This is a genomic window from Nocardioides antri, from assembly GCF_008373765.1.
Taxonomy (GTDB): domain Bacteria; phylum Actinomycetota; class Actinomycetes; order Propionibacteriales; family Nocardioidaceae; genus Nocardioides; species Nocardioides antri.
The window spans coordinates 427,862-451,733 of sequence record NZ_VUJW01000001.1; the positions used below are offsets into that span (position 1 = coordinate 427,862).

The following is a 23,872-nucleotide window of genomic DNA, read 5'->3' on the forward strand; positions in this document are numbered from 1 at the left end:
CCCTAGTCCTCGATCACGGTCTCGCAGTCGGCGGCGACGTCGTCGCGACCACCCTGGCCGTCGCCCCCCGCGTCGATGTAGACGATGTCAGTGCCGTCACCGCACGTGGCGGAGTCCTTCGTGTCGAAACGGTCCCGGTGCTGGAGGTCGATGACGTCGTCACCGGGGCCGCCCCGGACGACGTCGTCGCCGTTCTTGGCCGTGATGCTGTCGTTGCCGTCCCCGCCGGCGAGGACGTCGTCGCCGGTGCCGCCGTGGATGATGTCGTCGCCGTCCCCGCCGGAGACGTGGTCGGCCCTGGCCCCGGCGTCGAAGTGGTCGCCGCCGGCGCCGCCGTCCATGGTGTCGCGACCATGACCACCGTCGAGGGAGTCCCTCCCGCCGCTGCCGCGGAGGAGGTCCTGGCCGGCGCCTCCGACCAGCTGGTCCTGGCCGCTCCCGCCGCGGATGACGTCGTCGCCCTCCTGCCCGGACAGCACGTCGTGCCCACCCCACCCGCAGATGACATCGTCACGGTGGCCACCGCTGATCGTGTCGTCACCAGGTCCACCGGTGAACCGAGGCTGGCACGAGACCCCCGGTCCCGAGACCTCCCCGGCCTGAGCGGTCGCCGGGAAGAGGGACACGGCGAGCACCACGAGTGCGAAGGCGATGAGGTGGCGGCGCGAGTGGGCGCCCCGAGGACGCTGGAAGCGGTCCGACATGACAGGGGCCCTTTCGTCGGGATGTCTGGGCCCACGAAGGGGCAGCGACTGGCCACTACTATGCGCCCACCCCTGCCGGCCTGCGGGCTCTTTGACAGCCCTGCGCCGAGGTTCGTCCCGCTCAGATCCCGAGGCTGGCGTTCCTCAGGTTCGCGACGGCCTCGTCCGGCCCGTCGAACGCCAGGTCGTGAATCTGCTGCCGGCCGTAGAGGAACAAGACGAGCTCCGACGGCAGCCCGGTGACGACGACCGGGTCGTCTCCCCCGCGGAGTGTCGTCTCGGCGCCGGTGTCGGAGCGGCGGGCGACGACGGGCACGCCGGCGGGTCGGATCAGGCCCTTGCCGGACACCCGCACCACCCGCCAGAGGGCGTCCTGCTCGCCGGGCTCGAGGACCCGCGGCTCCCAGCCATCGGCCGCGCGGCGGATGTCCTCGTGGTGGACGTAGTACTCCGCGGTGTTGACCGCCTGGTCGATCCCCGGCAGCGCCAACGGGTTGCGCGCCTTCCGGACCCGGCCTACCAGCTTCTCGAACGACTTCTTGGCGACCCGCTCGGTCTCGCGGTCCGTGACCGACGCCAGCGGGGGCACCACGATGCCGACCGAGAGGGGGCTGTGCTCGCGCACGACCAGGTGCGCGACGAGCTCACGCACCGTCCAGTCGCCGCAGAGGGTGGGAGCGTCCGGACCGGTCTCGAGTGCGAGGTCGCAGAGGCGGAAGCGCTCTGCGCGCGCGAACGACGTCATGAGGGCAGGATGGCACGACGCCGGGGTCCTGGCCTGTCGGCGTCCGGGAATACGCTGCCCCTTCGCCCGGGTTGCGCACGGGGGCAGACAGGAGCAGGACCGAAGTGACGGACGAGCGGCAGAGCGGCGCCGGTACGACGAGCGCCGGCTTCGCCGTACTCTGGGTCGCGATCAAGCGGGAGCCGTGGATCTTCGCCGTGTCGACGGTCGGCAGCCTGCTCTTCGGAGCCCTCACCGTGGCCGACGCCTGGGTCCTGGGCTGGTCCACCGACCACGTCGTGCTGCCAGCGTTCCGCGACGGCGAGATCGGCGCCGGCATGCTCTGGGCGGTGCTCGGCCTGTTCCTCGGCGTCGCCATCCTGCGTGCGGTCGGCATCGTCGCCCGCCGGCTGGGCGCCGGCGTGATGCAGTACCGCATGCAGGCGCGGACCCGGCGCGCGGTCACCCGGCAGTACCTCTCGCTCCCCATGGAGTGGCACCAGCGGCACCCCACCGGTGAGCTGCTGTCCAACGCGAACTCCGACGTCGAGGCGGCCTGGGGGCCGATCGCGCCGCTCCCGATGGCGGTCGGCACGGTCGCGATGATGGTCATCGCCGTGGTCCAGATGCTGTTCGCCGACCTCGTCCTCGCGGTCGTCGGCCTGCTGGTCTTCCCGCTCGTGATCGCGACCAACGTCGTCTACCAGAACCTCGCCCAGGGCTGGGCGACCCGCGCGCAGCAACTCCGGGCGGAGCTCAGCGAGATCGCGCACGAGTCGTTCGACGGCGCCATGGTGGTCAAGACCCTCGGTCGCGAGCCGGAGGAGACCGCCCGGTTCCGCGCGAAGGCGACCGAGCTGCGCGAGACCAACATCAAGGTCGGCCGGATCCGCGCCGCGTTCGACCCCACGCTCGCCGCGCTGCCGAACCTCGCCGTCCTGGTCGTGCTCGTCCTCGGCGTCCACCGGGTGCTGTCCGGCGCCGCCGACGCCGGCGCTGTCGTCACCGTCGCCTACCTGCTCACGATCGTGTCGTTCCCGATCCGGTCGATCGGCTGGCTGCTGGGCGAGTTCCCGCGCAGCGTGGTCGGCTACCGCCGGGTCGACGCCGTCCTGCGCGCCAAGGGCGCGATGGAGTACGGCGACGCGCCCGCCCCGCTGGCGGCCGGCGGCGTGCGGCTCGAGGTCGACGGCCTGCGCTACGGCTACCAGCCGACCAGGCCGCTGCTCCGCGACGTGACGTTCACGGTCGAGCCCGGCCGCACGGTGGCGCTGGTCGGTGCCACCGCGTCCGGCAAGAGCACGCTCACCAACCTGCTGACCCGGCTGGTCGACGTCGACGGCGGCAGCATCCGGGTCGACGGGGTCGACCTGCGGTCGCTCGCCAAGGGCGAGCTGGCCCGGGTGCTGTCCGTCGTGCCGCAGACCGCGTTCCTCTTCGACGACACCGTGCGCGGCAATGTGACGCTGGGCGCGGACGTCCCCGACGAGGAAGTCTGGGCCGCCCTGCGCACCGCCCAGGCCGACGGCTTCGTCGCCGCCCTGCCCGAGGGGCTCGACACCCGGCTGGGTGAGCGCGGCACGTCGCTGTCCGGCGGCCAGCGGCAGCGGATCTCCCTCGCCCGCGCGCTGGTGCGCCGCCCGCGGCTGCTCGTGCTCGACGACGCCACGTCCGCGGTCGACCCCGAGGTCGAGGCGCGGATCCTGGCCGGCCTGAAGGGCGCCGACCGGGACGCGACGCTCGTGGTGGTCGCCTACCGCAAGGCCACGATCGGCCTCGCCGACGAGGTGCTCTTCCTCGCCGACGGCGTGATCGTCGACCGCGGCCCGCACCACGAGCTGGTGGCCCGCAACGATGACTACGCGCGCCTCGTCAACGCCTACGAGCAGCAGGACGCGGTCCTCGGCGAGCCCGAGGAGGTGACGACGTCATGACCACGATCTCCCCGGCCGGCACCCGGATGGTCACCGGCGAGGACATCGGCGCCATGGAGACCATCCGCCGCGGCATCGGTCACTCGCCGGAGCTCGTCGACGGCATCGGCAAGACCCTCACCCTTGCCGTCATCGCCTCGCTGGGCCAGGTCGTCGTGCCGATCGCGGTGCAGCAGACGATCGACCGCGGCCTGCGCGGGCCCGGCGGGCCGGATGCGACCTTCACCACCTGGATGGCGCTGGTCGCGGCCGTCGCGATCGGGCTGACCAGCTGGGCGTCGTACGCCATGACCGCGCGGCTCTTCTCGACCTCCGAGCGCGGGCTCGCGACGCTGCGGGTGAAGGCGTTCCGGCACGTCCACGACCTGCCGCTGCTGACCCAGAACACCGAGCGTCGCGGCGCGCTGGTCTCGCGGGTGACCAGCGACGTCGACCAGGTCAGCCAGTTCCTGGTGTTCGGCGGCCTGCTGTTCATCGTCAGCATCGGCCAGATCCTGGTCGCGACCGTGGTGATGGTCTTCTACAGCTGGCAGCTCGCACTGGTGGTGTGGATCTGCTTCGCGCCGCTGTTCCTCAGCCTGCGCTACTTCCAGCGCAAGCTCTCCGCCGCCTACGCGACCGTACGCCGCCAGGTCGGTGTGCTGCTGTCCGCGATCTCCGAGCCCGTGGTCGGCGCCGCCGTGGTGCGGTCCTACGCGGTCGAGGCGCGGACCCAGGAGCGGATCGACACCGCGGTCGCGACCCACCAGGCGGCGTCGACCCGCGCTCAGGGCTTCACCGCGTTCTCGTTCTCGCTCGGCGGCATCTCGGCCGGCTTGGCCAACGCCGGCGTGCTGATCGTCGGCATCTGGCTGGGCCAGGGCCATCTCTGGGCCGACGACACCACGGCCGGCGAGGTGCTGGCGTTCGCGTTCCTCGTGACGCTCTTCGTCGGCCCGGTGCAGTTCGGCACCCAGGTCCTGACCGACGCGCAGAACGCGATCGCCGGCTGGCGCCGGGTGATCGGCATCCTCGACACCCAGGCCGACCTGGTCGACCCGGGGCCGGACGGCCAGGTGCTGCCGGCCGGGGCTCTGGACGTCACGTTCGAGGGTGTCGGGTTCTCCTACCCCGGCGGGCCGCCGGTGCTGCGCGACATCGACCTGCACATCCCGGCCGGCCGCCGCGTCGCCGTCGTGGGCGAGACCGGCTCGGGCAAGTCGACCCTGGCCAAGCTGCTGACCCGGCTGATGGACCCGACCGCGGGCCGGGTGCTGCTCGACGGGGTCGACGTGCGCGACATCTCCGAGACGTCGCTGCGCTCGAGCGTCGTGCTCGTCCCGCAGGAGGGCTTCCTCTTCGACGACACCCTCGCCGCCAACGCGCGCTACGGCCGACTCGGTGCGACCGACGACGAGATCGCCGCCGCGGCCGCCGAGCTCGGCCTCGGTGACTGGCTCGCCGGGCTGCCCGACGGCCTGGCGACGCGGGTGGGCCAGCGCGGCGAGTCGCTGTCGGCGGGGGAGCGGCAGCTGGTCGCGCTGCTGCGGGCACAGCTCGCCGATCCCGACCTGCTGGTGCTCGACGAGGCCACGAGCGCCGTCGACCCCGAGCTCGAGACCCGGATCGGCCGCGCCCTCGACCGGCTGATGTCCGGCCGCACCTCCGTCACCATCGCCCACCGGCTGTCCACCGCGGAGGCCGCCGACGAGGTGGTCGTCGTCGACCGCGGGGGGATCGTGCAGCGCGGACCCCACGCCGAGCTGGTCCGTCAGGCCGGCTCCGTGTACGCCGGACTGCACGCCTCGTGGGTCGCCCAACAGGGCTGACCACCCCGACCGCGATAATGGCCGGGTGACCTCGCTCGACCCCGCCATCGCCGACCGGCTCTCCCGCAACGACGCGGGGCTGGTCCCTGCGGTCGTCCAGCAGCACGACACCGGTGAGGTGCTGATGCTGGCCTGGATGGACGACGAGGCCCTTCACCGCAGCCTGACGACCGGCCGGGCGACCTACTGGAGCCGCTCCCGGCAGGAGTACTGGGTCAAGGGCGAGACGTCCGGTCAGCGGCAGTGGGTCAAGGAGGTCCGGCTGGACTGCGACGGCGACACCCTGCTGGTCAAGGTCGACCAGGAAGGACCGGCCTGCCACACCGGCACCCGGACCTGCTTCGACGACGGGCTGCTCGCGTGAGCGCCGCGGACCCGGCGAGCCGGCGCCGCCGTACCTTCGTCCCCGTCGTCCTGGTCGGGCTCGGCGCCAGCGTGGTGACCGCCGTCGCCGGACACCAGCCGATGCTGCAGGTGTCGGCCTCCGACCTCTCCCGGTTCGGGATGTCGTCGTTCGCCGGCGAGGAGCAGGCCGAGGCGGGCTTCCCGCTCGCCGGTGCGCTCGCCCTCGTCGCGCTGGCCTGCTGGGGCGTCGTGCTCGTCGCGCGCGGCCGCTTCCGCCAGGTGGTGGCCGTCCTCGCCGCCCTCGCGGCCGGTGGCGTGCTCGCCGTCCAGGTCGTCGGCGGCTTCGTGCAGGACGACGAGGCGGCGGTCGCGATCTCCGAGCAGATCGGCGCCTCTCTGCTCGGCGACCGGCTGCCGCTCGAGTACACCGTGTGGTTCTGGCTCGCGACCGTGGCCTCGGTCGTCGCCGTCGCCGCAGCGGTCGCCGGCGCGCTCTCGTCGCCGGACTGGCCCGAGATGGGCAGTCGGTACGACGCCCCGGCGACCCACGAGCAGAAGGACTCCGAGGCCCCGCCCGAGGAGCGCACCAGCCTCGACCTGTGGAAGTCGATGGACCAGGGCGACGACCCCACGGACCAGTGACCGATCCGGCGACCTCGCCCACTAGACTCGGGGCCGTCAACCGAAGCCCCATCACCGAAGCGAGCGCCTGCATGTCTGACAACCACGGCAACACCCCTGCGGCCTGGACCGCCGTCATCGTGGCGCTGGTCGGCTTCGTGGTGGGCGGTGTCGGGCTCATGCTGAGCCCGGTCAGCATGCCGCTGTTCTGGGTCGGCGTCGTGATCGTGCTCGTCGCCGGTGTGGTGTTCGTGGTGATGGACAAGGCCGGGCTGCACCAGTCCGGCCACTGACCCGAGGAGCTGCCGTGAGCACGTCTGCGCCGATGCGCCCGGGGGACCGGGTGGCGGTTGCCGCGCGGTCGCTTCCCGGCTCGCGCTGGCGGCGGATGGCCCCGCCCGCGCTGGTCGCCGGCACGCTCGCCGCGGCGACGATCGCCCTCCACGTGCGCGACCCGCACGCCGAAGGGTCGTGGGGAGCCTGCCCGACGAAGGCGTTCTTCGGGATCGACTGTCCCGGATGCGGTGGTCTCCGCGCGGTCAACGACCTGACCAACCTCCAGCTCGTCGACGCCGGCTCCAGCAACCTGCTGTTCGTCGCGAGCCTGCCGGTCATCGCCTACGTCTTCGCCAGGTGGAGCATCGGCCGGTGGACCGGGCGCTCCTGGGACCCGTCGCACCAGAGCCTGACCGTCTGGTCCGTGCTGCTGGTCGTGGTGATGATCGCGTTCACCATTCTCCGGAACATGCCAGCGGGGTCATGGCTCGCGCCATGACCCCACTGTCGGAACGCTCGTCTCAGTAGTCGTAGACGCTGACGTTCCAGACGATGTTGAAGATCCAGTAGCCGACGCCGAGCACGAGCCCGACGATGCCCAGGATGAATCCGGCCTGGGCCATGCCCGCGCCGGTCTTCTGGCCGCCGGACTCGGCGATCTCCTTCTTGCCCAGGATGCCGAGCACCAGTGCCGCACCGGACGGGATGAAGCAGCAGCAGGACAGGATGCCGATGATGCCGGCGATCAGGCTGATGAGAGCCATGACCGACTGCTGCGGCTGGGCGCCGAAGCCGGGCTGCTGCCCGCCGTACCCGCCACCGGGCGGCGGCGGGGGAGCGCCGTAGCCGCCGCCACCACCGGGCGGGGGCGGGGGACTGCCGTAGTTAGGGGGTTCGTAGCTCACGCGTGGGGCCCTTCGGACTGGCCCGGGCACCTCCCGGGCGGGGGCAGCGAGACTACCGCTCCGAACCCCCGAATCAGCTGTTGGATGCCAGCAACACGAAGAAGATCAGGTAGACGATGCCGCCGAGCACCGACAGCACGGTGCCGATGATGCCGAGGATCCGCCCGATCTTGACCGTGCTCGTCTCGGCGTACTGCCCGGCGGCGATCTCCGACAACGCCTTGTTGCCCATGATGATCGCGGGGATGCCGGTCCAGAACCCGCAGCAGACGAGGCTGAGGATGCCGAGTACGAGGATCGTGGTGCCCTTCGGGTGCTCGCCCATCTGAGACGTCCTTTCAGTGGCCCGGCCGGATCGCGGGCGGTGCCGCGACCTTATCCGCGTCATGGGACACTGGAAACCCGTCGATCGAACGCAATTCCGCACGGATCGACACAGTTCAACGGAGGCGCAATGTCGGTGCTCGACGACATCGTCGCCGGTGTCCGGGAGGATCTCGCCGTCCGCGAGGCCGCCGTGCCGGCGACGAATCTGCGGGCCCTGCTGGCCGAGGCACCGGCGCCCCGCGACCCGATGCCGCACTTCCGCGCCCCCGGCTCGAGCGTCATCGCGGAGGTCAAGCGGCGCAGCCCCAGCAAGGGCGACCTCGCCGACATCCCCGACCCCGCCGCGCTGGCGCGGGAGTACGCCGCCGGCGGTGCCGCCGCGATCAGCGTGCTCACCGAGCAGCGCCGGTTCGGGGGGAGCCTCGACGACCTCCGCGCGGTCCGGGCTGCTGTCGACGTGCCCCTCCTGCGCAAGGACTTCATCGTCACCGACTACCAGCTGCTGGAGGCTCGCGCCGCGGGCGCCGACGTGGCGCTGCTGATCGTCGCGGCACTCACCGACGACGAGCTGCGCGGCCTCCACGACACCGCCCTCGAGCTCGGGCTGACCGTGCTGGTCGAGGTGCACGACGAGCTCGAGACGGAGCGCGCGGTCGCGCTGGGCGCCGAGCTGATCGGCGTCAACGCGCGCAACCTCAAGACGCTCGCGGTCGACCCGGACACCTTCAGCCGCCTCGCGCCCCTTGTCCCGGACGACCGCGTGCTCGTCGCGGAGTCCGGCATCAGCAGCCCGACCGACGTGAAGCGCTACGTCGGGGAGGGCGCGCGGGCCGTCCTGGTCGGCGAGGCCCTGGTCAAGGACGGCGCCCCCCGCGACGCCGTCGCGGCGATGACGGGAGTGGAGGCATGACGGATCTCGACAAGCTCGATCACCACGGGGCCGACGCACACGGGTGGTACGGCGGATCCGGCAGCTTCGGCGGCCGGTTCATGCCGGAGGCCCTGATCGCCGCCCTGGACGAGCTCGAGGTCGCGTGGCAGAAGGCGATGCTCGACCCGACGTTCCTCCAGGAGTTCGAGTCGATGCTCCAGAACTACGCCGGCGTCCCGAGCATGCTCTACGACGCGCACCGGCTGTCCGAGCACGCCGGCGCCCGGATCCTGCTCAAGCGTGAGGACCTGAACCACACGGGCGCCCACAAGATCCGCAACGTCCTCGGCCAGGCGCTGCTGACGAAGCGGATGGGCAAGACCCGCGTCATCGCCGAGACCGGCGCCGGCCAGCACGGCGTGGCGTCCGCGACGGCGGCGGCCTACCTCGGCCTCGACTGCACCGTCTACATGGGCGAGGTCGACACCGAGCGGCAGGCGCTCAACGTCGCCCGCATGCAGCTCCTCGGCGCCGAGGTCGTCCCGGTCAAGAGCGGCTCGCGCACGCTCAAGGACGCGATCAACGAGGCCCTGCGCGACTGGGTCGCCAGCGTCGACCACACCGCCTACCTCTTCGGCACGGCCGCCGGCCCGCACCCGTTCCCGAGCCTGGTCCTCAGCTTCGTGCGGGGGATCGGCGACGAGGCGCGCCGGCAGTGCCTCGACCTCACCGGGCGGCTGCCCGACGCGATCGCGGCCTGTGTCGGCGGTGGCTCCAACGCGATCGGGCTCTTCGCGGGCTTCCTCGACGATCCCGACGTCGCGATCTACGGGTTCGAGGCGGGCGGCGAGGGCGTCGACTCCGGGCGTCACGCGGCGACGATCTTCGCCGGCAGCATCGGCGTGCTCCACGGCGCGCGCACCTACGTCCTCCAGGACGACGACGGCCAGACCGTCGAGTCCCACTCGATCTCCGCCGGCCTCGACTACCCCGGCGTGGGGCCGCAGCACGCCGCGCTGTCGGCGAGCGGGCGGGCGTCGTACCTCCCGGTGACCGACGAGCAGGCGATGGACGCCATGGCCCTCCTGGCACGCACCGAGGGCATCATCCCGGCGATCGAGTCGGCCCACGCCGTCGCAGGCACCCTGCAGGTCGCGAAGGAGCGGCCGGGGGAGACCCTGCTGGTGAACCTCTCCGGTCGCGGCGACAAGGACATGGGCACGGCGCTGGAGTACTTCGGGCTCGGCAACGCCGAGGCGACGGCGGAGGAGGGCAGATGACCACCAGCGCCGGCGTCGCGTTCGAGAAGGCCCGGACCGACGGCCGGGCAGCGTTGGTCGGCTACCTGCCGGCCGGGTTCCCGACCGTCGACGGCGGCATCGCCGCTCTGTTGACGCTGGTCGAGGCCGGCTGCGACGTGATCGAGATCGGGCTCCCCTACAGCGACCCGGTCATGGACGGACCGACGATCCAGGCAGCCGCCCAGCAGGCCCTGGAGGCCGGCGTCCGCACCACCGACGTCCTGCGCACGGTCGAGGCAGTGGCCGCAACCGGCATCCCGACGCTGGTCATGACCTACTGGAACCCGGTCGAGCGCTACGGCGTCGAGCGCTTCGCGCAGTCGCTCGCCGACGCGGGTGGGGCAGGCCTGATCACCCCCGACCTCACCCCGGACTTCGCCCCGGAGTGGATCGCCGCCGCCGACGGCCGCGACCTCGACAAGGTCTTCCTGGTCGCCCCCTCGTCGACCGACGAGCGGATCGCGCTGACCACGGCCGCCTCCCGCGGGTTCGTCTACGCCACGGCGGTCATGGGCGTCACCGGCGCCCGCGAGTCCACCAGCGAGCTCGGCGGGCCGCTCGTGGCCCGCACGAAGCGGATCGCCGAGCAGACCGCGCCGGGACTGCCGGTCGGGGTCGGCCTCGGCGTCAGCAACGGTGCGCAGGCGGCCGAGGTGGCGTCGTACGCCGACGGCGTGATCGTCGGGTCCGCGTTCGTGCGGGCGCTGCTCGACCACCCCGGCGATCTCGACGCCGGGCGCCGGGCGCTGGCCGCGCTCACCGAGGACCTCGCCCAGGGAGTCCGGTCCTGACCGTGCGTCGCTCTGCCGCCGGCGGCCTCGCCGCCGTCCTGATCTGCCTCCTCTCCGCGTGCGGGGAGGACGAGCCCGCCACCTTCACGGGCGCGCGGCTGGACCAGCCCTACGCCGCGCCGACGGTGGAGCTGACCGACACCGAGGGGGAGCCGTACTCCCTGGCGGAGCACACCGACAAGCCGATGACGCTGGTGTTCTTCGGCTACACGCACTGCCCGGACCTGTGCCCGATGGTGATGAACAACGTCGCCGCCGGCCTCAACCGGCTCGACGAGGACGACCGCGAGCAGGTCGATATGGTCTTCGTCACCACCGATCCGGCCCGTGACGACGAGGCGGCGCTGCGCGGCTACCTCGACCAGTACGGCGAGGGGTACGTCGGGCTCACCGGCGACCTCGACGACATCGTCGCCGCCGGCGACCCGCTCCACCTCTACGTCAACGACGGCAAGCGGCTCCCGAGCGGGGGCTACGATCTCGGCGGGCACTCGACGTACGTTCTCGGGATCGACGAGAACGACGAGGCCGTGGTCGTCTGGAACCAGGAGACATCGGCGGTCGAGTTCGCGACCGACATCCACATCCTGCTGTCCGAGGACTGACCTTGCTCCCTGACCTGATCCCCGCGCTGATCTACACGATCCCGAGCCCGTCCGACGGGGTCTGGAACATCGGCCCGGTACCGATCCGCGGCTACGCGCTGTGCATCATCCTCGGCATCATCGCCGCGATCTGGATCGGCGAGCGCCGCTGGGTCGCCCGCGGCGGCCGCAGCGGCGACGTGCAGGACATCGCGATCTGGGCGGTCCCGTTCGGGATCATCGGAGCGCGGATCTACCACGTGGCCACCGACTGGAACCGCTACTTCGGCGCCGGCGAGAACCCGCTCACCGCGCTCTACATCTGGCGTGGTGGCCTCGGCATCTGGGGCGGTGTCGCGCTGGGTGCCCTCGGGGCCTACCTCGGGTGCCGGGCGAAGGGGATCAAGTTCCTGCCGATGGTCGACGCCCTCGCCCCCGGCTTGCTGGTCGCGCAGGCGATCGGGCGCTGGGGCAACTGGTTCAACCAGGAGCTCTACGGGCGTCCCACCGACCTGCCCTGGGGCCTGGAGATCGACCGTGCCCACTGGCCGACCGAGTGCGACCACCCCTACAACGGGCTCGCCTGTGGCTTCGCGCCCGGCACCACGTTCCACCCCACGTTCCTCTACGAGTGCCTCTGGAACCTCGCTGCGTTCGTCCTCGTGATCTGGCTGGAGCGACGCTTCAAGCTCGGCTACGGCCGGGTGATGGCCGTCTACGTGATGGCCTACACCCTGGGACGGGGCTGGATCGAGTACCTCCGCATCGACGACGTCCAGTACGACGACGTGCTCGGGCTCCGGTTCAACGTGTGGACCTCGATCGTGCTCTTCGTCGCCGCGGCGGTCTTCTTCGTCGTCTCCGCGAGACGGCATCCCGGCCAGGAGGAGGCCGTGTACCGCGAGGGCGCGGAGCCCGACGACGCGGAGCCGAAGGACACGGAGGTGGACGGGGCCGCGGAGGCCGAGGAGGACCGGACCGATGCGGCCGACGAGGCCGATCCGCAGGACGATCCGAGCGGCGACCAGCGCGCCGCCGGGAAGGTGTCCACCGAGGACTGACAAGTGACGTCGCGATGTCACGCGGTGGTAACCTGAAGCCTCCGCCGCGTGGGCCAGTGACGTCCCTTGCGCCCCACCTTCTGTGGACCCTGCCCTCGGCAGGCGCCACGGACGAAGCCGACGGGAGAACTCTGGTGCCCTACTCGCACGCGTTCCCGCCGCCCGAGGGTCTTTACGACCCGCGCAACGAGCACGACGCCTGTGGTGTCGCCTTCGTCGCGACCATGACCGGCGAGGCGAGCCACGACATCGTCGTGAAGGCGCTCACCGCGCTGCGCAACCTCGACCACCGCGGCGCCGCGGGCGCCGAGGTCAACTCGGGTGACGGCGCCGGCATCCTGATGCAGGTCCCGGACGCCTTCCTCCGCGACGTCACGCGCGAGGCGGGCTTCGAGCTGCCCGAGCGGTGGTACTACGCCGTCGGCACGGCCTTCCTGCCCGGCGATGAGGACGAGGTCTCCAAGACCCGGCGGCGCATCGAGGAGATCGCGGTGGAGGAGGGCCTCGTGGTCCTCGGCTGGCGTGACGTCCCGGTCAAGCCGGACATCCTCGGCACCATGGCGGCCAGCGTCATGCCGACGTTCAGCCAGCTCTTCGTCCAGGGCGCCGGCCAGCGCGTCACCGGGATGGCGCTCGAGCGTCGCGCGTTCTGCCTGCGCAAGCGCGCCGAGCGCGAGACCGACGTGTACTTCCCGTCGCTGTCGTCGCGGACCCTGATCTACAAGGGCATGCTGACGACCGACCAGCTCGACAGCTTCTTCCCCGACCTGGTCGACGAGCGGATCGCCTCGGCGCTCGCCGTCGTCCACTCGCGGTTCTCGACCAACACCTTCCCGAGCTGGCCGCTGTCGCACCCGTTCCGCTTCATCGCCCACAACGGCGAGATCAACACCGTCATGGGCAACCGCAACTGGATGCGGGCCCGCGAGGCGCTCCTGGACAGCGACCTGATCCCCGGCGACTTCGAGCGGCTCTACCCGATCTGCACCCCCGGCGCGTCGGACTCGGCGTCGTTCGACGAGGTGCTCGAGCTGCTCCACATGGGCGGCCGCAGCCTGCCCCACTCGGTGCTGATGATGATCCCCGAGGCGTGGGAGAACCACACCGAGATGGACGAGAAGCGACGCGACTTCTACCGCTTCCACTCCGCGCTGATGGAGCCGTGGGACGGCCCCGCGTGCGTGGTCTTCACCGACGGCTCCCAGATCGGCGCGGTCCTCGACCGCAACGGCCTGCGCCCCTCCCGGTTCTGGGTCACCGACAACGGCCTCGTCGTCCTGGCGTCCGAGGTCGGCGTGCTCGACCTCGACCCCGCCACGGTGGTCCGCAAGGGACGCCTCCAGCCCGGGAAGATGTTCCTCGTCGACACCGACGAGCACCGGATCATCGAGGACGAGGAGATCAAGGCGGAGCTCGCTGCCGAGCACCCCTACGGCGAGTGGCTGCACGCCGGCTTGATCCACCTCGACGACATCCCCGACCGGGAGCACATCGTCCATACCCACGCGTCGGTCACCCGACGCCAGCAGGTGTTCGGCTACACCGAGGAGGAGCTGCGCATCCTCCTCACGCCGATGGCCAACACCGGGGGCGAGGCGCTCGGCTCGATGGGCACGGACACGCCCATCGCCGCGCTGAGCGACCGGCCACGGCTGCTGTTCGACTACTTCAGCCAGCTGTTCGCCCAGGTCACCAACCCGCCGCTCGACGCGATCCGCGAAGAGCTCGTCACGAGCCTCAACGGCACCATCGGCCCCGAGGCCAACCTGCTCGAGCCGACGCCCGCGTCGTGCCGCCAGGTCGTGCTGCCGTTCCCGGTCATCTCCAACGACGACCTGGCCAAGATCCGCCACATCAACCGCGACGGCGACATGCCGGGCTTCATCACCCACGTGTCCCGCGGCCTCTACCCCGTCGAGGGCGGGGGAGCGGCGATGGCGCAGCGGCTCGACGAGATCTGCCAGGAGGTCAGCGAGGCGATCGCCGGCGGCGCCCGGATCATCGTGCTCTCCGACCGGCACTCGACGGCCGACCTGGCCCCGATCCCGTCGCTGCTCCTGACCGGTGCGGTCCACCACCACCTGGTGCGCGAGAAGACCCGCACCCAGGTCGGCCTGCTGGTCGAGGCCGGCGACGTCCGCGAGGTGCACCACGTCGCCCTGCTCGTCGGCTACGGCGCGGCCGCGGTGAATCCCTACCTCGCGATGGAGTCCGTCGAGGACCTCGCGCGGGAGGGCTATTTCGTCAAGACCGACCCCGAGCAGGCCGTCACCAACCTGATCAAGGCGCTCGGCAAGGGCGTCGTGAAGGTGATGAGCAAGATCGGCGTCTCGACGGTCGCGTCCTACACCGGCGCCCAGATCTTCGAGTGCGTCGGCCTGTCGCAGACCGTGGTCGACAGGTACTTCACCGGCACCACCTCGAAGCTCGGCGGCATCGAGCTCGACACGATCGCAGAGGAGGTCGCCCGGCGCCACGCCTCGGCGTACCCCCGCGGCGGCATCGCGCCCGCCCACCGGGAGCTCGAGATCGGCGGCGAGTATCAATGGCGGCGCCCCGGTGTTGGTGGAGACGCCGAGCCTCACCTCTTCAACCCGGAGACGGTGTTCCGCCTGCAGCACGCCACCCGCACGGGTCGCTACGACATCTTCAAGCAGTACACCCAGGCGGTCGACGACCAGTCCGAGAAGCTGATGACCCTGCGTGGGCTCTTCAAGTTCAAGGACCCGTCGGAGTTCGGCCGCGCGCCGATCCCGATCGACGAGGTCGAGCCGGTCTCCGAGATCGTCAAGCGGTTCTCGACCGGTGCCATGTCGTACGGCTCCATCAGCAAGGAGGCGCACGAGACCCTCGCCATCGCCATGAACCGGCTGGGCGCGAAGTCCAACACCGGTGAGGGCGGCGAGGACCCGGACCGCCTCTACGACCCCGAGCGCCGCAGCTCGATCAAGCAGGTCGCGTCGGGCCGGTTCGGCGTCACCTCGGAGTACCTCACGAACTCCGACGACATCCAGATCAAGATGGCGCAGGGCGCGAAGCCGGGCGAGGGTGGCCAGCTGCCCGGCAACAAGGTCTACCCGTGGGTGGCCAAGACCCGGCACTCCACGCCGGGCGTGGGCCTCATCAGCCCGCCGCCGCACCACGACATCTACTCGATCGAGGACCTGGCGCAGCTGATCCACGACCTCAAGAACGCCAACCCCGAGGCTCGCGTCCACGTGAAGCTGGTCTCCGAGGTCGGCGTCGGCACGGTCGCCGCGGGCGTGTCCAAGGCCCACGCCGACGTCGTCCTCATCTCGGGCCACGACGGCGGCACGGGTGCGTCCCCGCTGACGTCGCTCAAGCACGCCGGTGGTCCTTGGGAGCTCGGCCTCGCCGAGACCCAGCAGACCCTGCTGCTCAACGGCCTGCGGGACCGGATCGTGGTCCAGACCGACGGCCAGCTGAAGACGGGCCGCGACGTCGTGGTCGCCGCCCTCCTCGGCGCCGAGGAGTACGGCTTCGCCACCGCGCCGCTGGTGGTGTCGGGCTGCATCCTGATGCGGGTCTGCCACCTCGACACCTGCCCGGTCGGTGTCGCCACGCAGAACCCGGTCCTCCGCGCGCGCTACACCGGCAAGGCCGAGTTCGTGGTGAACTTCTTCGAGTTCATCGCCGAGGAGGTCCGCGAGCTGCTGGCCGCCCTGGGCTTCCGGACGCTCGACGAGGCCATCGGCCAGGTGCAGGCGCTCGACACCGTCGACGCCCAGCACCACTGGAAGGCCGCGGGGCTCGACCTGGCGCCGATCCTCCACAAGGTCGAGGTCGCCGACACGCACTTCCCCGACCAGGACGTGCGCAACACCGGCACCCAGGACCACGGCCTGGAGAAGTCGCTCGACGTCACCGAGCTCCTGCCGCTGGCGAAGCCGGCGCTGGAGCGCGGTGAGCCGGTGCGCGCCCAGTTCGCGATCCGCAACGTCCACCGCACCGTCGGCACGATCCTCGGGCACGAGGTGACGAAGAAGTACGGCGGCGCGGGCCTCCCCGACGGCACCATCGACCTCACGTTCGTGGGTTCGGCGGGCCAGTCGTTCGGCGCGTTCGTGCCCAGCGGCATCACGCTGCGGCTCGAGGGCGACGCCAACGACTACGTCGGCAAGGGCCTCTCGGGCGGGCGCCTCGCGATCCGCCCGGACCGGGCCGCGCCGTTCAAGCCGAACGAGCACATCATCGCCGGCAACACCATCGCCTACGGCGCGACCTCGGGTGAGATCTTCATCCGCGGCGGGGTGGGCGAGCGGTGCTGCGTGCGGAACTCGGGTGCCACCGTCGTCACGGAAGGCGTGGGCGACCACGGCTGCGAGTACATGACCGGTGGCCGCGTTGCCGTGCTCGGCCCGATCGGTCGCAACTTCGCGGCCGGCATGTCGGGCGGCATCGCCTGGGTGCTCGACCTCCACGAGATCCGCGTCAACCGCGAGCTCGTCGAGCTCGGCCCGGTGGCCGAGGCCCACGAGGAAGAGCTGCACGGGATGGTGCGGCGCCACTTCGAGGAGACGGGCTCCGAGGTCGCCGAGGAGCTCCTCGCCGACTGGGAGACCACGCTCACCCGGTTCACCGAGGTCATGCCGCGCGACTACCGCGTCGTGCTCGAGGCGAAGGCGAAGGCCGAGGCCGACGGGCTCGACGAGAACGGCGTGGCCCACGCGATGATGGAGGCACTTCATGGCTGACGGCCGATGCCATCATGTCTTTTCCTGCAGCGGCCGTCAGGCCATGAAGGAGGCAGCGCAGCATGGCTGACGGCCGATGCCATCATGTCTTTTCCTGCAGCGGCCGTCAGGCCATGAAGGAGGCAGCGCAGCATGGCTGATCCGAAGGGATTCCTGAAGCACGACCGGGAGGTCGCCGAGCGGCGCCCGGTCGAGGAGCGCGTCAACGACTGGCAGGAGGTCTATCCCGGCGGGATGGGCCGCGCGCTGCTGCCGATCATCACCGAGCAGGCCGGCCGCTGCATGGACTGCGGCATCCCCTTCTGCCACCAGGGCTGCCCGCTGGGCAACATCATCCCGGAGTGGAACGACCTGGTCTGGCGCGACGACTGGCGGGGCGCGATCGAGCGGCTGCACGCGACCAACAACTTCCCGGAGTTCACCGGTCGCCTGTGCCCGGCCCCCTGCGAGACCGCGTGTGTGCTCGGCATCAACCAGCCGGCCGTGACGATCAAGAACGTCGAGGTCTCGATCATCGACAAGGCGTGGGACGCCGGCTACGTCGCGCCCCAGCCGCCGGAGTGGCTGTCGGGCAAGACGGTCGCAGTGGTCGGGTCCGGCCCGGCCGGCCTCGCCGCCGCGCAGCAGCTGACCCGCGCCGGCCACACCGTCGCCGTCTACGAGCGCGAGGACAAGCCGGGCGGTCTGCTCCGCTACGGCATCCCCGAGTTCAAGATGGAGAAGCAGCACCTCGACCGGCGTCTCGACCAGATGAAGCGCGAGGGCACGGTGTTCCGCTCCGGTGTCGAGGTCGGCAAGGGCAAGCTGACCGGCAGTGCGCTCAAGGAGCGGTACGACGCCGTGGTGCTCGCCATCGGCGCGACCGTCCCGCGCGACCTGCCCGTGCCCGGCCGTGAGCTCAAGGGCATCCACCAGGCGATGGAGTTCCTGCCGCAGGCGAACCGGGTCGCTCTCGGCGAGTCTCTGCCGCCGGGCGAGGAGCAGATCCGGGCCGACGGCAAGCACGTCGTCATCATCGGCGGCGGCGACACCGGCGCCGACTGCCTCGGCACCTCGACCCGGCAGGGCGCGGCGTCGATCACGCAGCTGGAGATCCTCCCGGAGCCGCCTGAGTCGCGTCCCGACAACCAGCCGTGGCCGACGTACCCGATGATCTTCCGCGTCTCCTCGGCGCACGAGGAGGCGGGCGACCGCGTCTACTCGGTCTCCACCAAGGAGTTCCTCGGCGACGAGGACGGCAACGTCCGCGCGCTGCGCCTGGTGGACGTGAAGTTCGAGGGCGGCCAGCTGGTCGAGATCGAGGGCACCGAGCGCGAGATCCCGGCCGACCTGGTCCTCTTCGCGATGGGCTTCCTCGGCCCCGAGGGCCCCGGCCTGGTCGAGCAGCTGGGTGTGGAGCTCGACAACCGCAGCAACGTGGTCCGGGACAAGTCCTACATGTCCTCGGTCGACGGTGTCTTCGTCGCCGGCGACGCCGGTCGCGGCCAGTCGCTCATCGTGTGGGCGATCGCCGAGGGACGGGCCGCCGCGGCCGCCGTGGACGAGTACCTCACCGGTTCGACCACGCTTCCGGTGCCGATCCCGCCGACTGCCCGACCGCTCGTCGTGTGACGTGCACGGGCCGGACACGTCCGGTCCGTGCACCCGCGGGTTTGGAACGATCACATCGCCACTAGGGTTGTCTCCGTGCGGAGAGCGAAGATCGTGTGCACCCTGGGCCCGGCGACCAATTCGGAGCGTCGGATCCGCGAGCTCGTCTATGCGGGGATGGACGTCGCCCGGCTCAACATGAGCCACGGCGCCCACGCCGACCACGCCGAGGTCTACCGGCTCGTGCGGGAGGCGTCGGACGCGAGTGGCCACGGAGTGGCCATCCTCGCCGACCTGCAGGGACCGAAGATCCGCCTCGAGCGGTTCGCCGACGGGCCCGTGCTCTTGCGGCGCAGCCAGCGGTGGACGATCACCACCCGCGACGTCCAGGGCGACGACAAGATCTGCGGCACGACGTACAAGGGGCTGCCCGGCGACGTCGGCCCGGGCGACCCGATCCTCATCGACGACGGCAAGGTCCGGCTGCGCGTCGTGTCGGTGACCGACACCGACGTCGAGACCGAGGTGCTCGTCGGCGGCCAGGTGAGCAACAACAAGGGCATCAACCTGCCGGGTGTGGCGGTCTCGGTGCCGGCACTGTCCGACAAGGACGCTGACGACCTGCGGTTCGCGCTGAAGCTGGGCGTCGACTACATCGCACTGAGCTTCGTGCGCCACGCGGGCGACGCCGAGGACGTCCGCAAGATCATGCGCGAGGTCGGCGTCATGCTGCCCGTCATCGCCAAGATCGAGAAGCCGCAGGCGATCGACAACCTCGACGAGGTCGTCGAGGCGTTCGACGGCTTCATGGTCGCCCGCGGCGACCTCGGCGTCGAGTGCCCGCTGGAGGAGGTGCCCTTCCTCCAGAAGAAGGTCATCGTCGCCGCCCGGCGCAACGCGAAGCCGGTCATCGTCGCCACGCAGATGCTGGAGTCGATGGTGGCCAACCCGGCGCCGACCCGGGCGGAGGCGAGCGACGTCGCGAACGCCGTGCTCGACGGTGCCGACGCGGTGATGCTCTCCGGCGAGACGAGCGTCGGCGAGCACCCGATCCACACCGTCGAGACGATGTCGCGGATCATCGCCGCGACGGAGGGGCACGCGCTCGTCGACGAGACGTTCAGTCGGTTCGGCCGGATCGAGTGGGACCCGCACACCCGAGCCGGGGTCATCACCAAGGCCGCCGAGGAGGTCGCCCAGCGCGTCGGGGCGAAGTACGTCGTCGCGTTCACCCAGTCCGGTGACTCGGCCCGGAGGCTGGCGCGGCTGCGCAGCCCGATCCCGGTGCTGGCGTTCACCCCGGAGGCTCGCGCCCGCTCGCAGCTCGCCCTCAGCTGGGGGGTCGAGGCGTTCAAGACCTCCACGGTCGAGCACACCGACGAGATGGTCCGCCAGGTCGACGAGGAGCTGCTGCGCATCGGACGGGTCACCGAGGGGGACCTGGTGGTGATCGTCGCCGGCAGCCCGCCCGGCATCCCCGGCTCGACCAACGCGCTGCGGATCCACCGGATGGGCGACGCGATCAACGAGGTCGCTCCGGCATACCGCCGCGGCTGATCCTCACGTGGCAGGCCGGTTGGCCTTCGCGCTGAAGACCGAGACCGGTCGCTCGTGCGGCACGCCGTCGACGGTGATGTCGACGACCTCGTTGTAGAAGGCGATCCGGTCCTTGACCCGCGCGACGGCGGGGAACGGCGCGGCGTACGACCAGGCCACGTTGTCGCCGTCCTCGACCCCGGGGAGGCTCCAGTACTCCTCGGCGAACCCCTTGTAGGGGCAGACGCTGGTGTTCGACGTCGACACGAGCAGGTCGAGGCGGACGTCCTCGCGCGGGAGGTAGTAGCGCGTCGGCAGGTCGGTCTCGAAGAGCAGCACGGGGGAGTGGCTGTCGGCGACGACCGTGCCGCCGAGCGACACCCGGACATGGCGTGAGCTCGCGAGCGCCTCGACCCGCTTGTGCGGGTCACGCGGGTGGGCGAAGACCTCTTCCTCCTCCTCGAGCCAGCGGTCGAGCACGCCGGGCTCCCACGTCAGCACGATCCGGTCGCTGATGGCCGGGTCGTCTCGGACCCATGCCGCGTGCTCGACCACGCGGTCGCCGGCGACGACGTCGTACCACTGCGACACCGGGCCGTGCGGTCCGTAGAAGGAGAAGTCGGTCTTCGGGCCGGCCGCCGAGGGTCGCAACAGGTCGGTCCGCACGTCGGCCTGCGGGAAGGCATACCGGGGGACCGGCAGCGACGGCTCCCAGAACAGCAGGGCGTCGCGGCTGTCCACGACCGCGGTCGCGCCGACGTAGCCCCGGACCCACTTGTCGGTGCCCTCGGTGCGCATCACCATCTCGGCAGCGTAAGCGGAGTGCAGCGGATCGGTCAGGACTTCAAGCCGATCAGGGCGTCGAGCGCGGCCACCGCCTCACGGCGTGACACGCTGATCACTCGGGGGTTGGACTGCCGCCACGCCACGCCGGCGAGATCCAGCGCCCAGCAGCAGAGCGCACGGATGTCGGCCGACGCATTCACGAACTGCCACCTCGGATACTCGTAGCGTTTCGGTGCGCCCGCGATGACTTTGCAGGTCGAGTTGGTCACCCGGCAGCCGTCCGAGTGAAAGGGGCCGCGCAGGAAATGTGCCTGATGGTCCGCCACCACTCGTCGCTGCCAGTCTTCGAGGGCAATCGGACGCTCTTGCTTGCGCCCGGGACCATGCTGGGGGAACAAGCACGGCCAGTGCTGCCAGTTCGAGATCACGTCCACGGCACCGGGGTGGGAGCTCAGGAAGATCTTGCCGCTGGGCCGCACTGCTCCGATGCAGTCCACGACGTCGCGAATGATGCCCGGCATCGATTGGTCACACGTGATCCGCAGGCGGTAGTACCGAGGTGCCCGCGAGATGTGACCGTCTCCCAGGTAGAAGCCGAGGAGCGCTGAGTACTGCATGCGGGGTAGGAGCGCGTTCCCACAGCGATGGCAGGCGGCTCTTCTCCTGGCTACCGCGTCCGGGTCTCTGGACCAGAGGATGAGTTGCGACACGCTAACGCCAAGCGCGCGCGATATCGCCGACCAGGTTTCACCAGCCCGCCGCATCTCCGCGGCGCGCTCGCGCGTGTGTTGGGAGTACACACCGGGAGTCTCTGCCTGATGGCCGACACTTCATGGCCGACGAAGGGTGCCCCGGGTGAGATTCGAACTCACACTGGATGTGGTTTGAGCACATTGTCTCTGCCGTTGGACTACCGGGGCCGACAGCACCGGAAACCGTAACCGATGCCTCCCCGTCGCCCCGCACGCGGGCCGTCCGACCGATACGGGGACATCCAGACGAAACGCGGCCACCGATAACCTTTGCCCGTGAACGAGACGCCCGCTCCCCGCACCGTCGTCATAGCCGAGGACGAGACCCTGATCCGGATGGACCTGGCCGAGATGCTGGCGGAGGAGGGCTACGACGTCGTCGGGCAGGCGGGCGACGGGGCGAAGGCGATCGAGCTCGCCGAGGAGCTGAGGCCCGACCTGGTGATCCTCGACGTGAAGATGCCGGTGCTGGACGGCATTGCTGCGGCGGAGGCCATCGCCGGCAAGCGGATCGCGCCGGTGGTCATGCTGACGGCGTTCTCGCAGCGCGACCTCGTCGAGCGGGCCCGGGACGCGGGGGCCATGTCCTACCTGGTCAAGCCGTTCACCCAGTCCGAGCTGGTTCCCGCGATCGAGATGGCGGTCAGCCGGTTCGCCGAGATCGCCCAGCTCGAGGAGGAGGTCACCGACCTCAAGGAGCGGCTGGAGACCCGGAAGGCGATCGACCGGGCGAAGGGGATTCTCCAGGAGCAGCTCTCGCTGACAGAGCCCGAGGCGTTCCGCTGGATCCAGAAGACGGCGATGGATCTGCGGATGTCGATGCGCGAGGTCGCCGACGGAGTCGTCTCCCACGGGGTTCCCGGGGCGTCCTCCTGACCGGGCGTCGCGACTCAGTCAGGTAACGGAATTATCAGGATTCGTGGCGCGGCCGCACTTCTTCCTTCCAACTGCTCGTTGGTCGGTGTAGGTTCCGGCGGCAAAGCAGGCGCGATCCCGTGCGCCTGCGACCGAGTCTTCGCCCGTCCGTCGGGCGGAGCCGTCAAGGAAGTGGGAACGTCTTGAGGCGAAACAAGGTAGTCGGCGTCGGCGCGATTGCGCTCACGCTGGGTCTTGCACTGTCGGCCTGTGGCACGACCGAGGACGACAACGGTGGTGGCGGCGGCGGGGGAGAAGCCGCGTGTGACCTGACGTTGGCGTTCTTCGGCCCGGAGACCGGTCCGGCAGCAGGTCTCGGGCAGCCGATCATCCAGGGCGCGCAGCTCGCGATCGACCAGTACAACGAGGACGCCGAGTGCGAGGTCAACTACGAGCTCTTCGACTCGCAGGGCAGCCCCGACGAGGCGCCGTCACTGGCGACCGAGGTCGCCGGCGACGAGTCGATCATCGGCGTCGTCGGCCCCGCCTTCTCGGGTGAGTCCGCGGCCGCAGGTCCGATCTTCGCCGAGGGCGGCGTCCCGACCGTCACGCCGTCGGCCACCAACCCGACCCTCGCCGACAACGGCTGGGACACCTTCCACCGGGCGCTCGGCAACGACGCGACCCAGGGTCCGGCAGCGGCGAAGTACATCTCCGAGACCATCGGGGCCGAGGGCGTGTTCGTGATCGACGACGCGTCGGAGTACGGCGCCGGCCTGGCCGGCATCGTCGAGGAGGACCTGGCGGACACGGTGGTCGGCACGGACACCATCCAGGCCGGTGACACCGACTTCTCGGCGACGGTGACCCGCGTCAACGACTCGGGAGCGGACACCGTGTTCTTCGGCGGCTACTACGCCGAGGCGACGATCCTGATCGGCCAGCTCCGTGACGGCGGCTTCGACGGCACCTTCGTCGTTGCCGACGGCGTGAAGGACCCGGCCTACCTCGACGCCGGTGAGGCGGCCGAGGGCACGATCATCACGTGCCCCTGCATCCCCGCCACCGACCCGGGTGTCGCTGAGTTCGCGGAGGCCTACGAGGCGGAGTTCGGTGAGGAGCCCGGCACCTACGCGGCCGAGGCCTACGACGCGGCGAACATCTTCCTCGACGGCATCGCCGAGGGCATCGACAACCGGGCGGACATGCTCACCTTCGTCAACGAGTACGACGAGGCCGGCGTCACCAAGCAGCTGAGCTTCGCCGAGAACGGCGAGCCCAGCGAGGTGCACGTGTACGCCTACACCGTCGAGGGCGGCGAGATCGTCCCTGAGGGCGAGATCAGCTGATCATCTCTCGCAACTGAACCGTCACCGCGCGGTCTGG

Annotated in this window: 22 protein-coding genes and 1 tRNA gene; 16 read left to right on the forward strand and 7 right to left on the reverse strand. The window is 70.8% G+C overall.

Annotation, left to right across the window (positions count from 1 at the left end; all coding sequences use genetic code 11):
* Window positions 1-2: 2 nt before the first annotated feature.
* The gene (locus F0U47_RS02095) at window positions 3-704 is read right to left on the reverse strand and encodes a calcium-binding protein (RefSeq protein WP_149748644.1); all 702 of its coding nucleotides are present in this window, start codon (window positions 702-704) and stop codon (window positions 3-5) included.
* 121 nt (window positions 705-825) lie between these two features.
* On the reverse strand, window positions 826-1,449 hold the full coding sequence (locus F0U47_RS02100; RefSeq protein ID WP_149748645.1) for a TIGR03085 family metal-binding protein: 624 nt from the start codon (window positions 1,447-1,449) through the stop codon (window positions 826-828).
* 104 nt (window positions 1,450-1,553) lie between these two features.
* On the opposite strand from F0U47_RS02100, the gene F0U47_RS02105 reads away from it, so the two are divergent.
* The 6 genes from F0U47_RS02105 (at window position 1,554) to F0U47_RS02130 (ending at window position 6,911) form a co-directional block, all read left to right on the forward strand.
* Window positions 1,554-3,362 carry an ABC transporter ATP-binding protein gene (locus F0U47_RS02105; RefSeq protein WP_149748646.1) on the forward strand — a complete coding sequence of 603 codons (1,809 nt, stop codon included), beginning with the start codon at window positions 1,554-1,556 and terminating at the stop codon, window positions 3,360-3,362.
* A complete protein-coding gene (locus F0U47_RS02110; RefSeq protein WP_149748647.1) occupies window positions 3,359-5,170 on the forward strand; it encodes an ABC transporter ATP-binding protein in 1,812 nt (603 codons plus the stop codon). Before F0U47_RS02105 ends, F0U47_RS02110 begins: the two co-directional genes overlap by 4 nt.
* 25 nt (window positions 5,171-5,195) lie before the next feature.
* Entirely contained in the window at window positions 5,196-5,534 is a 339-nt protein-coding gene (gene hisI / locus F0U47_RS02115) for a phosphoribosyl-AMP cyclohydrolase (protein ID WP_149748648.1), read from the forward strand.
* Entirely contained in the window at window positions 5,531-6,157 is a 627-nt protein-coding gene (locus F0U47_RS02120; RefSeq protein WP_188111129.1) for a Trp biosynthesis-associated membrane protein, read from the forward strand. The genes hisI and F0U47_RS02120 overlap by 4 nt, the downstream gene beginning before the upstream one ends.
* A 71-nt stretch (window positions 6,158-6,228) precedes the next feature.
* On the forward strand, window positions 6,229-6,429 hold the full coding sequence (locus F0U47_RS02125) for an HGxxPAAW family protein (RefSeq protein ID WP_149748650.1): 201 nt from the start codon (window positions 6,229-6,231) through the stop codon (window positions 6,427-6,429).
* 14 nt (window positions 6,430-6,443) lie between these two features.
* Window positions 6,444-6,911 carry a DUF2752 domain-containing protein gene (locus F0U47_RS02130; RefSeq protein WP_223162619.1) on the forward strand — a complete coding sequence of 156 codons (468 nt, stop codon included), beginning with the start codon at window positions 6,444-6,446 and terminating at the stop codon, window positions 6,909-6,911.
* A 22-nt stretch (window positions 6,912-6,933) separates the two neighbouring features.
* On the opposite strand, the gene F0U47_RS02135 is transcribed toward F0U47_RS02130, so the two are convergent.
* Window positions 6,934-7,317, reverse strand: coding sequence for a DUF4190 domain-containing protein (locus tag F0U47_RS02135; protein WP_149748651.1), 384 nt, complete (start codon window positions 7,315-7,317; stop codon window positions 6,934-6,936).
* A 73-nt stretch (window positions 7,318-7,390) separates the two neighbouring features.
* Complete coding sequence (locus F0U47_RS02140) at window positions 7,391-7,642, reverse strand: DUF4190 domain-containing protein (RefSeq protein ID WP_149748652.1); 252 nt, start codon at window positions 7,640-7,642, stop codon at window positions 7,391-7,393.
* Window positions 7,643-7,771: 129 nt separating this feature from the next.
* Here F0U47_RS02140 and trpC point away from each other — a divergent pair, with 129 nt between their 5' ends.
* The 8 genes from trpC to pyk all read left to right on the forward strand — a co-directional run bounded on the left by trpC (window position 7,772) and on the right by pyk (window position 20,114).
* Complete coding sequence (gene trpC, locus F0U47_RS02145) at window positions 7,772-8,554, forward strand: indole-3-glycerol phosphate synthase TrpC (protein WP_149748653.1); 783 nt, start codon at window positions 7,772-7,774, stop codon at window positions 8,552-8,554.
* Window positions 8,551-9,795 (forward strand): tryptophan synthase subunit beta, encoded by a 1,245-nt coding sequence (gene trpB / locus F0U47_RS02150; RefSeq protein ID WP_149748654.1) that lies wholly within the window; start codon window positions 8,551-8,553, stop codon window positions 9,793-9,795. The genes trpC and trpB overlap by 4 nt, the downstream gene beginning before the upstream one ends.
* A complete protein-coding gene (trpA, locus tag F0U47_RS02155) occupies window positions 9,792-10,607 on the forward strand; it encodes a tryptophan synthase subunit alpha (RefSeq protein ID WP_149748655.1) in 816 nt (271 codons plus the stop codon). The genes trpB and trpA overlap by 4 nt, the downstream gene beginning before the upstream one ends.
* A gap of 2 nt (window positions 10,608-10,609) precedes the next feature.
* The gene (locus F0U47_RS02160; RefSeq protein WP_149748656.1) at window positions 10,610-11,212 is read left to right on the forward strand and encodes an SCO family protein; all 603 of its coding nucleotides are present in this window, start codon (window positions 10,610-10,612) and stop codon (window positions 11,210-11,212) included.
* 2 nt (window positions 11,213-11,214) lie between these two features.
* Complete coding sequence (lgt, locus tag F0U47_RS02165; protein ID WP_223162620.1) at window positions 11,215-12,252, forward strand: prolipoprotein diacylglyceryl transferase; 1,038 nt, start codon at window positions 11,215-11,217, stop codon at window positions 12,250-12,252.
* A gap of 134 nt (window positions 12,253-12,386) precedes the next feature.
* A complete protein-coding gene (gltB, locus tag F0U47_RS02170) occupies window positions 12,387-16,967 on the forward strand; it encodes a glutamate synthase large subunit (RefSeq protein WP_246159379.1) in 4,581 nt (1,526 codons plus the stop codon).
* A 132-nt stretch (window positions 16,968-17,099) separates the two neighbouring features.
* Entirely contained in the window at window positions 17,100-18,578 is a 1,479-nt protein-coding gene (locus tag F0U47_RS02175) for a glutamate synthase subunit beta (RefSeq protein ID WP_149748658.1), read from the forward strand.
* Between the two features lie 75 nt (window positions 18,579-18,653).
* On the forward strand, window positions 18,654-20,114 hold the full coding sequence (pyk, locus tag F0U47_RS02180; RefSeq protein WP_149748659.1) for a pyruvate kinase: 1,461 nt from the start codon (window positions 18,654-18,656) through the stop codon (window positions 20,112-20,114).
* Window positions 20,115-20,117: 3 nt separating this feature from the next.
* Here pyk and F0U47_RS02185 read toward each other — a convergent pair whose 3' ends face one another.
* The 3 genes from F0U47_RS02185 to F0U47_RS02195 form a co-directional block, all read right to left on the reverse strand.
* Window positions 20,118-20,897: a DUF427 domain-containing protein gene (locus tag F0U47_RS02185; protein WP_223162621.1), complete on the reverse strand. Its 780-nt coding sequence runs from the start codon at window positions 20,895-20,897 to the stop codon at window positions 20,118-20,120.
* A gap of 32 nt (window positions 20,898-20,929) precedes the next feature.
* Window positions 20,930-21,496, reverse strand: coding sequence for a transcriptional regulator (locus F0U47_RS02190; protein ID WP_246159380.1), 567 nt, complete (start codon window positions 21,494-21,496; stop codon window positions 20,930-20,932).
* Window positions 21,497-21,726: 230 nt separating this feature from the next.
* Window positions 21,727-21,799, reverse strand: a tRNA-Leu gene (locus F0U47_RS02195).
* A 108-nt stretch (window positions 21,800-21,907) separates the two neighbouring features.
* Here F0U47_RS02195 and F0U47_RS02200 point away from each other — a divergent pair.
* Together F0U47_RS02200 and F0U47_RS02205 are read left to right on the forward strand one after the other, a co-directional pair.
* A complete protein-coding gene (locus F0U47_RS02200; protein ID WP_149748660.1) occupies window positions 21,908-22,507 on the forward strand; it encodes an ANTAR domain-containing response regulator in 600 nt (199 codons plus the stop codon).
* 182 nt (window positions 22,508-22,689) lie between these two features.
* Window positions 22,690-23,835, forward strand: a complete 1,146-nt coding sequence (locus tag F0U47_RS02205; protein WP_223162622.1) for a branched-chain amino acid ABC transporter substrate-binding protein — start codon at window positions 22,690-22,692, stop codon at window positions 23,833-23,835.
* Window positions 23,836-23,872 lie beyond the last annotated feature (37 nt).

Coding starts and splice junctions, on each gene's coding strand:
- F0U47_RS02095 (WP_149748644.1), bottom strand. CDS start 704: ATGTCGGACCGCTTCCAGCGTCCTCGGGGCGCCCACTCGCGCCGCCAC.
- F0U47_RS02100 (WP_149748645.1), bottom strand. CDS start 1,449: ATGACGTCGTTCGCGCGCGCAGAGCGCTTCCGCCTCTGCGACCTCGCA.
- F0U47_RS02110 (WP_149748647.1), top strand. CDS start 3,359: ATGACCACGATCTCCCCGGCCGGCACCCGGATGGTCACCGGCGAGGAC.
- F0U47_RS02125 (WP_149748650.1), top strand. CDS start 6,229: ATGTCTGACAACCACGGCAACACCCCTGCGGCCTGGACCGCCGTCATC.
- F0U47_RS02140 (WP_149748652.1), bottom strand. CDS start 7,642: ATGGGCGAGCACCCGAAGGGCACCACGATCCTCGTACTCGGCATCCTC.
- trpC (WP_149748653.1), top strand. CDS start 7,772: ATGTCGGTGCTCGACGACATCGTCGCCGGTGTCCGGGAGGATCTCGCC.
- trpB (WP_149748654.1), top strand. CDS start 8,551: ATGACGGATCTCGACAAGCTCGATCACCACGGGGCCGACGCACACGGG.
- trpA (WP_149748655.1), top strand. CDS start 9,792: ATGACCACCAGCGCCGGCGTCGCGTTCGAGAAGGCCCGGACCGACGGC.
- F0U47_RS02175 (WP_149748658.1), top strand. CDS start 17,100: ATGGCTGATCCGAAGGGATTCCTGAAGCACGACCGGGAGGTCGCCGAG.
- F0U47_RS02185 (WP_223162621.1), bottom strand. CDS start 20,897: ATGGTGATGCGCACCGAGGGCACCGACAAGTGGGTCCGGGGCTACGTC.
- F0U47_RS02190 (WP_246159380.1), bottom strand. CDS start 21,496: ATGCAGTACTCAGCGCTCCTCGGCTTCTACCTGGGAGACGGTCACATC.